General features: G+C 42.7%; 15 protein-coding genes and 1 riboswitch. Of the genes, 10 read left to right on the forward strand and 5 right to left on the reverse strand.

The genetic code is table 11. The annotated features are described in order from the left end of the window. From LJE12_RS18315 to LJE12_RS18345, 7 genes are all read left to right on the forward strand, one after another. A partial coding sequence (locus LJE12_RS18315) for an IS200/IS605 family accessory protein TnpB-related protein (protein WP_227292329.1) occupies positions 1–1,157 on the forward strand: 1,157 nt, incomplete at its 5' end. 234 nt (positions 1,158–1,391) lie between these two features. Continuing rightward, a complete protein-coding gene (locus LJE12_RS18320) occupies positions 1,392–1,823 on the forward strand; it encodes a hypothetical protein (RefSeq protein WP_119245650.1) in 432 nt (143 codons plus the stop codon). Between the two features lie 328 nt (positions 1,824–2,151). Continuing rightward, positions 2,152–2,619, forward strand: a complete 468-nt coding sequence (locus LJE12_RS18325; RefSeq protein ID WP_020993270.1) for a hypothetical protein — start codon at positions 2,152–2,154, stop codon at positions 2,617–2,619. Positions 2,620–2,638: 19 nt separating this feature from the next. Further along, positions 2,639–3,007, forward strand: a complete 369-nt coding sequence (locus LJE12_RS18330; RefSeq protein ID WP_020993269.1) for a CidA/LrgA family protein — start codon at positions 2,639–2,641, stop codon at positions 3,005–3,007. Continuing rightward, complete coding sequence (locus tag LJE12_RS18335) at positions 3,004–3,696, forward strand: LrgB family protein (RefSeq protein WP_022380929.1); 693 nt, start codon at positions 3,004–3,006, stop codon at positions 3,694–3,696. The genes LJE12_RS18330 and LJE12_RS18335 overlap by 4 nt, the downstream gene beginning before the upstream one ends. Before the next feature lie 339 nt (positions 3,697–4,035). Beyond that, a complete protein-coding gene (locus LJE12_RS18340; protein WP_118670128.1) occupies positions 4,036–4,257 on the forward strand; it encodes a hypothetical protein in 222 nt (73 codons plus the stop codon). A 177-nt stretch (positions 4,258–4,434) separates the two neighbouring features. Then, entirely contained in the window at positions 4,435–5,403 is a 969-nt protein-coding gene (locus tag LJE12_RS18345) for a biotin--[acetyl-CoA-carboxylase] ligase (protein ID WP_227226864.1), read from the forward strand. Positions 5,404–5,466: 63 nt separating this feature from the next. Here LJE12_RS18345 and LJE12_RS18350 read toward each other — a convergent pair whose 3' ends face one another. Genes LJE12_RS18350 through LJE12_RS18360 form a run of 3 tightly spaced genes read right to left on the reverse strand, consistent with a single transcriptional unit; the run spans position 5,467 to position 7,237 of the window. Beyond that, positions 5,467–6,231 (reverse strand): hypothetical protein, encoded by a 765-nt coding sequence (locus LJE12_RS18350; RefSeq protein WP_173698401.1) that lies wholly within the window; start codon positions 6,229–6,231, stop codon positions 5,467–5,469. Between the two features lie 4 nt (positions 6,232–6,235). Next, the gene (locus tag LJE12_RS18355; protein ID WP_173698400.1) at positions 6,236–6,730 is read right to left on the reverse strand and encodes a hypothetical protein; all 495 of its coding nucleotides are present in this window, start codon (positions 6,728–6,730) and stop codon (positions 6,236–6,238) included. After that, positions 6,731–7,237, reverse strand: a complete 507-nt coding sequence (locus tag LJE12_RS18360; protein ID WP_227226863.1) for an RNA polymerase sigma factor — start codon at positions 7,235–7,237, stop codon at positions 6,731–6,733. Between the two features lie 481 nt (positions 7,238–7,718). On the opposite strand from LJE12_RS18360, the gene LJE12_RS18365 reads away from it, so the two are divergent. Together LJE12_RS18365 and LJE12_RS18370 are read left to right on the forward strand one after the other, a co-directional pair. After that, complete coding sequence (locus LJE12_RS18365) at positions 7,719–8,870, forward strand: alanyl-tRNA editing protein (RefSeq protein WP_227226862.1); 1,152 nt, start codon at positions 7,719–7,721, stop codon at positions 8,868–8,870. A 139-nt stretch (positions 8,871–9,009) separates the two neighbouring features. Further along, positions 9,010–9,885: an amidohydrolase family protein gene (locus LJE12_RS18370; protein WP_227226861.1), complete on the forward strand. Its 876-nt coding sequence runs from the start codon at positions 9,010–9,012 to the stop codon at positions 9,883–9,885. Here the strand turns inward: LJE12_RS18370 and LJE12_RS18375 are convergent. Continuing rightward, positions 9,866–11,044 carry a hypothetical protein gene (locus LJE12_RS18375; RefSeq protein WP_227226860.1) on the reverse strand — a complete coding sequence of 393 codons (1,179 nt, stop codon included), beginning with the start codon at positions 11,042–11,044 and terminating at the stop codon, positions 9,866–9,868. The genes LJE12_RS18370 and LJE12_RS18375 overlap by 20 nt on opposite strands. A gap of 61 nt (positions 11,045–11,105) precedes the next feature. Beyond that, the gene (locus LJE12_RS18380; RefSeq protein ID WP_008707013.1) at positions 11,106–11,303 is read right to left on the reverse strand and encodes a hypothetical protein; all 198 of its coding nucleotides are present in this window, start codon (positions 11,301–11,303) and stop codon (positions 11,106–11,108) included. A gap of 278 nt (positions 11,304–11,581) precedes the next feature. After that, a riboswitch (THF riboswitch) is annotated at positions 11,582–11,686 on the forward strand. A gap of 86 nt (positions 11,687–11,772) precedes the next feature. Here LJE12_RS18380 and LJE12_RS18385 point away from each other — a divergent pair. After that, positions 11,773–12,333, forward strand: a complete 561-nt coding sequence (locus tag LJE12_RS18385; RefSeq protein ID WP_118571672.1) for a folate family ECF transporter S component — start codon at positions 11,773–11,775, stop codon at positions 12,331–12,333. The last annotated feature ends 59 nt before the right edge of the window (positions 12,334–12,392 follow it).

The following is a 12,392-nucleotide window of genomic DNA, read 5'->3' on the forward strand; positions in this document are numbered from 1 at the left end:
ATCTGGTACATACTACGAAGAAAAACCATGCCTGTTTTGATTTTGATATCCGGTTTCCAAAGATGCCTTCCTATCTGCGCAGATCTGTCATCCGGCATGCGCTGGGGACAGTATTCTCTTATAGAACACGGCTGGATCTATGGGAAAAGACAGACGGAAAGAGCGGGAAACCAAGGCTTGTATATGAAAACCACGCCATGCCGGTATTCTACCGTGATGTCATGTACCGTGAGGGAGCGGAAGGGAAAGACGAAGCATACCTGAAACTCTATGACGGCCATGACTGGAAATGGTTCTGTGTACGTCTGGAGCATACAGATATGGAATATCTGAGAAAATACTGGTCAGGGAAAAAGGCATCTGCCCCAACTCTGGAAAAGAGACACCGGAAGTACTTTTTGCGTTTTTCTTATACAGAAGAAGTAACACTTACCAAAACACCTGTGAAAGAACAGATCATCTGCAGTGTGGACTTAGGGATCAATACCGATGCAGTCTGTACCATCATGCGGGCAGACGGAACTGTCCTGGGAAGAAGATTCATAGATTATCCCAGTGAAAAAGACCGGATGTACCGTACATTGGGACGGATCCGCAGATTCCAGAGGGAACATGGCTCTGCGCAGACACAGGGAAGATGGGCATATACGAAACGTCTGAACACAGAACTGGGTAAAAAGATTGCAGGTGCGATTGTAAGATATGCGGAAGAAAACCATGCAGATGTGATCGTGTTCGAGTATCTGGAGATGCAGGGGAAGATATCGGGAAAGAAAAAACAGAAACTGCACCTGTGGAGAAAAAGAGATATCCAGAAGTGTTGTGAACATCAGGCACACAGGAAAGGGATGCGGGTATCCAGGATCTGTGCATGGAATACCAGCAGACTGGCTTATGATGGTTCCGGGGCGGTAACACGTGACTGGGAAAATCACAGCCTCTGTACTTTCCAGACAGGAAAACGATATAATTGTGACCTGTCAGCATCCTATAATATAGGAGCGAGATATTTTATAAGGGAACTTTTAAAACCCCTTCCGGCAACGGAAAGGTCTTTACTGGAGGCAAAAGTCCCTCCTGTAAAGCGTAGAACCTCATGCGTCTATGCAGATCTGAGGAAACTCCATTCAGAAATGGAACTCTTAAAAGCAGCATAGATACAGGCAGATATACAGCGGACTACCTGTAATGTGGGAACCTGCCATATCTGGCATGGGAAATGCGCATAACTGCGCATCTAAGTTACAGGCGTATCCGCCGATATTCAGTCTGACGCCTAAAGCGTCTGGAAGCACGTGACTTCAGTCATGTGAGGTCCACAAGTAAACAGAAGACAAAGTAGATTGGTCAGGAGGGAAGAAAAAATACACAGTAATGAAGGTGGTGATAATATGCACAAGTGGAATGAGATTACAGATGAGAATTCGCTGAAGGAATTTATGGAAAGAGTGTCGTTTTTCCATGATAGCTGTATCAAAGAGATGCATTATCTGAGCGGAGCATATGTTAATGAAAACCTGGATATGTATCCTGTAAACGATCGCAGGATTCTGAGAGTAATAATACAACGGCAGTATGAAGAAGATTCAATGATTGAAATGGAATTTCAGGGATTAAAATACTTAAAGTTATTTCCGGTAGACGAACGCTATTCATGCGAAATACTCGATTCCAATATAATTCTGAAAGAGGATTGTATCATCTGGAGCGACTGCGAAGATAAAACAGAGCTGGAAGATGGAGACACAGGAACTTTGGTATGTGCATCTAAACTTCGATGGCGTTCGATTTTCGGATATATGGGAGAGAAGAATTATCGGTAGGTGTGCCCTTTCCCACATTTCTTTTGACCCAAGGGGTGTGTAACAGCACAGTCTCTACTTCAATAATCCTTTGGATAAAGCCTTTATAATTTATGTAAAGTATATCGTATTTATTCTTTTTCGTAAAGAAGTCTGGATGGAAGTTCTGCTTACCACAGTATAATATCAGTATAATATATAGAAGAAAAAGTTTTTGCAGAAAAGAATCAGGATTCTGTAAAAACTTTTTTTTTACGCAGAAACAACCTTGCAATTTGTGATGAATACGCTATAATTAAAAAACGTAATGAACCGAGATTGGTTAGACCAATATAAAGGAGTTGAATATTTGAAAAATAAAAAAGAACGAGACTGGAAGTTTATCATCGGTATGATTGTTCTGCTCGCCATTTTTGCTGTAATGGGAGGTGCTTTCTGGAATATGGTAGGAAAGCAGGCACAGATGGTCAGGGAGGAAGAGCAGAAAGAGGAAGCAAATGCTATTTCTGCAATCTATATCGAGACAGGAGAATTTCTGAAGACCGGAGTTTTTGTGGATCTGAACAATGGAACTATTTTCAGCGCAGACATACCGGCAGAGGGCATTTACAATAAAAAAGGAAAATTAATTTCCGATGATGTATTGGAAAATGGGGATAAAGTAAAGATATACGGCGATGGGATCATGCTGGAATCTTTCCCGGGACAGTATCCGGGCGTGACAAAGATCCAGAGAACCGGTCGAGCATCTCTCGAGGAAACTCAGGAGTACGAAGATCAGGTAACTGGAATGATGAAGCCTGTAGCCGTTCAGTAAGGATTAGAGGAGACTGAAAATGAAATACGTAAGACAATTCTGGATTATTTTACTGATATCCGCAATGGGAGAGGCATTACATGTTCTGATCCCGCTTCCTGTACCTGCAAGTGTGTACGGACTGGTGATCATGCTGATCGCACTGGGAACACACATTATCAGGCTGGAACAGGTCAAAGAAGCAGCTGAATTTCTCATAGAGATCATGCCGGTTATGTTTATTCCGGCAGGTGTCGGATTACTGACAGCCTGGGGCATACTGAAACCGGTATGTGTGCCGATCATTCTGATCACAGTGATCACCACAGTTGTGGTAATGATTGTGACAGGTCGTGTCACACAGGCAGTTATTCGTATGGACAGAAAGAAAGGACAGAAAAGATCATGACACAATTTATGAGTAATTCCCTGTTTTTTGGTGCAGCGATCAGCCTGATCGCATATGAGGCAGGACTTCTTTTGAAAAGAAAATTTAAAATGGCAATTTTTAATCCGCTTCTGATCGCGATCATTGCAGTAATAGCGGTGCTTTGTTTACTGCATATTGATTATGACACCTATAATCAGAGCGGTCAGTATATCAGCTACCTGCTCACACCTGCAACGGTCTGCCTGGCAGTTCCGCTGTATCAGCAGATGGAACTTCTGAAAAAGAATCTGAAAGCCGTAATCATTGGAATTGTTTCCGGTGTGCTTGCCAGTCTGGTCAGCGTGCTGATCCTTGCGAAGCTGTTCAGCCTGAGTCATGAGCAGTATGTAACACTTCTTCCGAAGTCTATTACAACTGCCATCGGAATGGGCGTTTCTGAAGAACTTGGAGGCATTGTGACTATTACAGTTGCAGTTATTATCATTACCGGTGTTCTTGGAAATATGATTGCAGAGACTGTGATCAAACTTGCGCGTATTGAAGAACCGATTGCTAAGGGCCTGGCACTTGGAACCTCTGCCCATGCTATCGGTACTGCAAAGGCAATGGAGCTGGGTGAAATAGAAGGTGCCATGAGCAGTCTTGCGATTGCGGTTGCAGGTCTGCTGACAGTTGTAGGTGCATCTGTGTTTGCTCAGTTTATGTAAAAAATATAACATTAAAATCAGATAAGAGGATTGTCGTGGCAGGTGATGAGTGGCACGGCAGTCTTTTTTATGTTAGTTATAGGAAATTACTCCGTAATGTTCCTATAACATAAAAAAGCCCTCCGGGCAGGATTCTTTCTTAATTTTAAGTTTCAGAATCCGGAAAAATTTATAATGAAAAAAACGGCAAACAAATGTTCTAAAAACTCTTCCATTTTTGAAATGGGTATGTTATTATATATCAAAAGAAAGCGAATATATGTTCTGAAAATATGTTCGGACATAATCGATCAGAGGATAAGGGCGATTTTTATCTGTCTGACATGAAGGAGGAGTAAAATGATGAATGTAGTAAATACCACGCAGAGAATGAGAAGAAAGGAAAGACATAAATTTTCAAGGACAATGGCAGTGATCCTGGGGTTGATCGTTACCTTGGAAGTGATGGTTGCAGGTGGTATGATATTTAATATTGATTTTCATTCTGCTGACATGGTTGCAGTAATTATGGGATTTATGGTGTTATATGCGGGGATTGTGGCAATCCTGACAGACAATTGATTACTGTACGGAAAATGTTACTGAGAACGGAGTGAACAGTAACACCGGAAAATTATGTGATAAGATATTTCCGGTAGAACATTAGACAAAAAGCATACCAGATGATATGATTAGCAGTAGATGATCAGAGAAGAGATAACGTGAAAATAATGGGACAGAAAGTAAGAAAGGGAAATTATGACTGTAAAATCAAGTCTTTTGGAAATGCTGGAGAAGAATAAAGGGGAGATACTTTCAGGTGAGAGTATTGCCAGTGAACTTGGCTGTACAAGGGCAGCAGTGTGGAAGGCAGTAAAGTCGCTCCGGGAAGAAGGGTATCATATAGAAGCAGGACCGAATAAAGGATATATGCTTGCGAAGGATACGAACCGTCTGTCGCAGGAAGGAATCCGCCTATTTCTGGATGATCCGAAGGTTAAGATAGATATTTATGATGAACTGGAATCTACGAACCAGACTGCCAAGAAAGAAGCTATGATGGGAGAGGTCGGACATGGGGCATTTGTCATTGCCAGGAGCCAGACTGCAGGCAGGGGGCGCAGAGGCCGGGAATTCTATTCTCCTGCAGATACAGGTCTTTACATGAGTGTGATCCTGAAGCCACAGGGAACCATACATGACAGTCTGCTGATCACAACTGCGGCAGCAGTGGCAGTCTACAGAGCAGTTGCTCAGATCTGTGGAATCCAGCTTGATATTAAATGGGTTAATGATCTGTTTTATAAAGGAAAGAAAGTCTGTGGAATACTCACAGAGGCTGTCACAGATTTTGAGAGTGGAAATATTGAGTTTGTGGTAGTTGGCATGGGATTGAACCTCTATCTGGACCAGGAGAACCTGCCTGGGGAATTAAGAAATATAGCGGGAGCTCTTTATGAGACAAAAGAAGATGCAGAACAGACTGACCGTAATAAACTGACTGCAATGATCGTGAACGAGCTGCGAAAAGAAACAGCAGATCTGGAACTGTCTCCGGATTATGTGACACATAATATGATCCCGGGACATCAGATCACAATTACAGACGGAAACTCTTCCAGACAGGCATTTGCATTGGAGATATGCAGGGACGGACGGCTGAAAGTACGGGAAGAGGATGGACAGGAGACAATATTGTCCTTTGGAGAAGTTTCTGTATCCATGTGAGGATAATGAGAATGGGATTGTTACATGAAGGTGGATTCCTTGATGTGACAATCCCATTTTGTGTCATGATTCAGAATTTGTTGTTTGTGATGAAGCATCCTTCTGGGACACTTCGGCGGCAGAATCTTTTTTCAGAGATACCGGGCTTTTGTTGTTTGCGGTATCCGTGACATCGATATCTGTACAGCAATCAGGATTTACTGTGTCTGTGGTATTTTTAACCGCGTCAGTTTCCATATTCGGAACATTCTGCTGATACGGACGATAAGGTGTCCAGTAATGTTCTTCCTCAGTAAAGCTGTCAGGCTGTTCTTCATCCAGTGCATCCTTCTTGCGGGTGAGAATATAAATCCCTGCAAAAATGATAGCAGCTGCAATCACAAGCTGCGGCAGATGATATGTGAATCTGCCGATCATATCAGCCAGATATCCGGGTAAGATCATATAGAGGAAATCTACCAGAGTGTTCCACAGAATAGAAGCACCAAGGAAAATCAGCAGAATCGCAGTTATCTTTCCGTGATGTTTGAGCAGAGAACTGATATCTCCTGCCAGTTCATCCATATGAAGGACATAGGAATCTTCTATGGAATAAAATTCTTCCTCAGAAAGAGACTTCAGATTGTGCACATTAAAGAAACTGTAGAACCATATGATCGGAATCAGGAACACAAGCCAGTCCATTCCGGTACATGCTCCGATGGCAAAGACACCCCAGAATAAGAACATAATACTGATGCCCTGTTTTTTGAACCCCATGTACATTTCTCCTGCGCCTGGAATCAGGGAGAAGATAAAAAGCCAGAATCCACGTTTTTGTTTTTGCATACTTTTATTTGCCTCCATTCATTAATTTGCCGGAAAAATCACTGATATATTTTATAAAAGAACCGGTGCCATCACCAATATTCTGTCCGAGTTCTCTGGTGAACTGGTAGAGTCTGCCGTTTTCATGCTCGGGCAATATTCTGTCTGTCTGAGAGGAAGTATCCTGATGTAAGGAAGTGAAATCCAGGTTTGGGATACTGAATAAAAGCAGCAGGGCAACCATCACACCTGCAGCAGTCTGAAGGCTGTAATGGAGCAGCCGGATTTTGCGGGATGCTTGATTTGCTGCCCGGGCAAGCTGCACTTCACCGGAGTCTGCTTTGTCCAGAATCTGTTCCATCAGATAGGCGGGAGCAGTATCCGTACTGCTGTCTTCCTGTTCCATCATCTGATCCAGACAGAAATCGCAGTGATCAAGATGTGACAGAAACTCAATGATTTCCTGTGTGTTCATATTTCCGTTGTCAAATTCTATTAAATCCTTCTTATTAATATGCATCTAATCACCCCTTTCAAGCATTTTTTTCAGCATTGCCCTTGCGCGATAGAGCTGTGTCTGAATTGTTTTCGGATTTTTCCCTGTCTGCCGTGCAATCTCAGGTACTGATAATTCTTTGCAGAAATGTGCGTAAGCGACTTCTTTGTAAGGACTTTTCAACTGCATACACAATGCTTCTACGTGAGTGTTGGATGCAGTTTTCATATATTCATCCTCGGGAGAGGATTGTCTGTCCGGAATCTGGGAAAAGTAGGTGTCTTCTGTTGGAATACTTCGCCGCCCGGCTGCTTTCAGATAATCCAGACACTTTCGGACAGCGATCTTACTTAACCAGGCTTTCTCATAATTACCATCAAAGCGGGAAAGGTTCTTATAGGCAGATAGAAAGACTTCCTGAGTGAGATCTTCGGCATCAAATGGATTACCGACAGATTTCAGGCAGATCGAATATATTAAGTTCTGGTATTGATTAATCAGATATTCCAGATATTGCTTTTCTGTGATCATTACTGTCTCCTTTTCCCTGTTCATTTAATTATAACGCAGGAGGTGGGGGAATGGATTCAGATATTGGAGGAATTTTGAGAAAAAGGGGACGCGCAGAAAAATAGTTTGTTTTGTGTGCGGTTTCGGACACTAAGATATTCTAAGCTGGCAAAAATCTGCTAAGGGCATGAGAAAAATGCCACAAACTCGCCGCATGGCGGCTCAGACAGTGTGTCATTTTTCTCATAACGCAGATTTTTGCCGGCTAAGAATATCTAAGTATCCTGCAAATGCACACAAAACAAACTATTTTTCTACGCTGGTTGTTGGCTGTTGGTTAGCGGATTTTTTATAAAAATATCTCTAAGTGATGGTCTTGCGAACCTGTCTGATTTGGTCTATACTTGATTGAAATGAAATGAAATGAAATGAAATACAGCATTTATGTTTATATGGAAGATAATGCGGGGCAATATGACAGATTAACAAGGAGAGACAGATCATGACAGAAACAAGACGTTTATACTATGAGGATGTATATAAAAAAGAATTCACCGCAACCGTAGTAGAGTGCAGAGAGCAGAAGAAAGGCTATGTGGTCGTTCTGGATGAGAGTGCTTTTTATCCGGAGGGCGGCGGTCAGCCAAGTGATGTGGGAACACTGGGGGATGCAAAGGTGACAGAGGTTCATGAGAAAGATGGAGAATTACTTCATTATACTGATAAGGCTCTGGAAGTGGGTGCGAAGGTTGAGGGAAAGATTGACTGGGTGCGCCGTTTTGACCTGATGCAGCAGCATTCCGGTGAGCATATGGTCAGCGGTATTATCCATGAGAAGTATGGTTATGATAATGTGGGTTTCCATATGGGAAGCGATGTGATTACTGTAGATCTGAATGGTATGCTGGATGACTCGCAGCTTGCAGAAATTGAGCGGGAAGTAAATGAGAGAGTGTGGGAGGATAGGGAAGTTGTGATCACTTATCCTGATGCTGAGGAACTGAAGACTATTGATTACAGAAGTAAGAAAGAATTGACAGGACAGGTTCGTATCGTAACGTTTCCGGGAGTAGACGTATGCGCCTGCTGTGGAACTCATGTGACACATACAGGTGAGATTGGAATGGTGAAGCTTCTTTCTGTAGTGAAATTCCATGATGGTATCCGTATGGAGATGATCTGCGGTAAACGTGTTCTGGATTATCTGAATATGGTGAATGAGCAGAATCATCAGATTTCTATGAAGCTTTCTGCAAAGATGGACAGAACAGCAGATGCAGTACAGCGTTTGCAGGATGAGAATTTCCGTATGAAAGGCCAGGTTGCCCGTATGGAAGAAGAGATGTTTAGGGTAGAAGCTAAGAAATGGGAAGGTGCAGGAAGTGTCCTGATCTTTAAAGAAGGTCTGGAAGCAGATTCTGTACGTAAACTTGCGGATGCAGTGATGAATACCTGTGAGGGCTGCTGTGCAGTATTTTCCAGAAATGAAGATGGAAGCTATAAGTATGCCATGGGCGAGATTGACGGGGATTTACGGCAGTATACAAAGGAAATGAATGCTGCATTAAACGGAAGAGGCGGCGGAAAGCCATTCTTTGTCCAGGGCTCTGTGCAGGCAGCAGAAGACGAAATCCGAAATTTTTTTGAAAAATAAAAAATTGTAGATAAAAGATTAAGTAAAACTGCGGAGCGGTTATTGAGCATAGAGTTGCATAGCGAAGCGGATGAGTTTATCCGTCTGACTCTATGCTTTGAGTTAAGAAAGCAGCAGGGAAGAGGAAGAGAAACAGGAAATGTTTGGAGAATGTCATGCGCATATCATTATGGATGGCGTGAATTACCGCCATGCAATTGATATGCATAAAAATGGACCGGACGATAAGATCATAAGAGAGCATCTGAAAGCATACCAGGAACGGGGAATTGTTTTTGTACGGGATGGCGGTGATGCGCTGGGTGTTTCTGCGAGAGCGAAAGAGCTTGCACCAGAGTATGGAATAGATTACAGAACTCCGATATTTGCCATTCATAAAGAAGGACATTATGGTTCTATTGTGGGAAAAGGTTTTGCCACAATGGTGGAATTTCATAAGCGTGTTTTGGAGGCGAAACAGGCAGGGGCAGATTTTATTAAGATCATGACTACCGGGATTCTGGATTTTAATGAACATGGAGCGATTACCGGAACACCTCTGGATGGGTCAGAGGTAAAGGAAATGGTACATATTGCACATGAAGAAGGTATGGCTGTTATGTCCCATACCAACGGAGATTACGGAGTGCAGGCAGCAGTGGCTGCCGGAGTGGACAGTCTGGAACATGGAAACTATATGAATGAAGAAAGCCTTGCCATGCTGGCAGAGAGCGATACAGTCTGGGTTCCGACTCTGGTTACAGTGAGAAATCTTCTGGGAGACGGGCGTTATGATGATGAGACTCTGAAACCGATCATAGAATCCGCAGAAGAGAATATCAGAAAAGCATTCCGGCTGGGAATAAAAACAGCCCCCGGAAGTGATGCGGGGGCTTACAGAGTTCTTCATGGAAAAGGAATCCGGGATGAAGTTCAGTCCTTTGCAGAAATCCTGGGAGATCAGGATGCTGCATACCGCTGGCTTGCGGAAGGTGAAGCAAAAATCAGGAAGAGGTTTACGCATCCTGTACTTTGATTGCTGTATAAATATTAGAAGATTTTGATTTGGATGGATGGAAGGTAACACACACATAGTCGCCGTATTCCATGCCGCCTGCAGTGAGATCCTGCGCGTTTTCTGTACGGAAGGTATCTATGGCACCGTCATCTGTCTGTACAGTGATGGTGTTGGCAGTACTTCCAATGATCGTGCCGGTTACTGTAAAGGAAATATGTTTGTCATTAATGGTATCAGGATCTTCACCTGTCACAGCAATAATACGGACTTCTTCCAGGGATGTTGTTTCCAGATCTCCGATATAAGTAACATTAACATGAGATCCCGGGGCAATTCCTCCCTTGAAGTAAGCGGGGATTGCTGACATATCCAGATTAAAGGAGGTGTCACTTCCGGCAGGAAGAATCCGGAGGATATTCAGATTTACTCCCTGTACAGTTGCCAGCAGCTGTTTTTCTTTATTTTCTATCTGCTCCGGTGTCTGTGTGAGTTTTGGATCCGGAGTTGGGGTGGGATCCGGTATTTCCAGATCTTTCAGATCAGAAATACTCAGCACTTTCAGGTGACTGGCATTTAAGGATGCGGAAGAATCATTGGAAATATCCGGGAATTTTCCCTTGAATGTAAGGTAAACCCAGTCACCGGCTTTGATTCCGTTCTGATAATATTGTTTTGTTCCTGTGATCGGATAGGTGGCTGTTTTTCCTTTCTTTGATTTTATTGTGATGGTATTGGAAGTCAGGGAAATGACCTGCCCATGTGCAGTGCGCTTTTTCAGTTTGTTTTTTTTATGAAATTCATCTACAACCTTCAGAACATGTACACTGCCTGTGTCAGTACCGGAAAGCTGACCTTCGTAAATGATACTGATCTCATCGCCGGTGATCATGCCGCCTTTACATTCCAGGGTGGCATTGGAAACATTAAATACATAGGAGGCACTGTCCGTGTTCAGAATAAGCTGGCTTCCTGAAAAATCCTGCAGGGTACCGGAAAGTTCATCCATATAGATACGGCCTTTTGTTTCGGTTTCAGTTGTGGTGTCAAATGAAGAAGTAAGTTCCCGGACGGATGTGTCTCCGGTGGATGTGAATTGTTCCAGTATGGTTTCAGGGCTGCATCCGGCAAAAGAAAAGCTAAGGCCGGCACAGACACATGCAGCAAGCAGTTTTTTCATAATACAGACAGGACCTCCGATAAATCATTCGTTTGAACATGATTCCTGCCGTATGCGATAATTATTTACAGGGAGGGATATTGCTTTCCGGCGGTTCGGGGATAAAATCAAAAATTTTCCGGTAGCTTTCCCATTCGTCATTATCTTTGGCAGGAGTGCATATCAGGCCGGTACATTCCGTACAGGCGTTGGTATTCAGGTAATTATCATAACATATATTATAAGGATTTTGGCAGTTATTTTTACATATTTCTGACATTTTTTACCTCCATGATTATAGCAGACCGGGGCGGGATATCTGTATTCATGTAATTTCTCATTTCTGAAGATGCCGGACTGCTGCATAATGTTATAGTATTAGTATATGCGGCTGTTTTATTCATAGACTTACGAGTGTTTGCAGCAATATTCTCAAGTAAAAAAAGCAGACCATTCGTATAGAATGAACAAAAAACAGCATTCAAATTTGTGAAAATAATAACGGAAAATATATTGCAATTTCTATGGATTATGTTATAATTTCGATAAATAAATAATAGCGAAGTAGGATTTTATGCGTCAAGTGTTCACAGGCTGGGGAGTCGCCGTGAAACGAAAAGCAGAAAGCGTGCTGCTTACGATATAATTTCCGCACCCGTTGCTACATATGAGAGCATCTCATAATGTGGAGGGATTATTATTTATGTAACTACTCTATTTTTAAAACACATTATGGAGGTGTTTTTATTATGCAGAAAAAACAATATTGGAACGTAAAAACATTGGTGTTCATGGCTCTTCTGATCGCCATGCATCTGGTACTCACACGAGTTCTGGTCATTGATCTTGGTGCGTACCGTATTTCTGTGGGAAGTGTATGTACAATCCTTGCAGGTCTGTGGCTGGGACCGGTGGCAGGCGGTGTCTGTGGATTATGTGCGGATATTATCGGGTGCTTTATGAAAGGCTATGCTGTAAATCCGTTTATCACAGTTGCAGCAATCCTCTGGGGTGTGCTTCCTGCCCTTGCAAAACCATTATTTGCAAACAGAAAGAAAACAGGAAAGACAGTTGGTATCTGCGTATCTATCGTGGTAACTGCAGTTCTCAGCTCTTTGGTTCTTACAACAGCAGGACTTGTGATCATGCTTGGATATAACTTCTATGCGATCATGCCCGGAAGACTGGTACAGTTTGTAATTATGATCCCGATTTACTGTGTATTAACATGTCTGCTGTATTTCAGTCCGCTGACAGCAATGGTGGTAGGTAATACATCACCTGCAGTGCTGAAAAACAAAACAGTATAATTGAGTTACTGTTCACACACCACTATTCCGCGAGGTGTTTTGGCATGAATATGCCAAAA

Source organism: Blautia sp. DFI.6.71 (genome assembly GCF_020593585.1).
GTDB lineage: Bacteria > Bacillota > Clostridia > Lachnospirales > Lachnospiraceae > Blautia_A > Blautia_A wexlerae.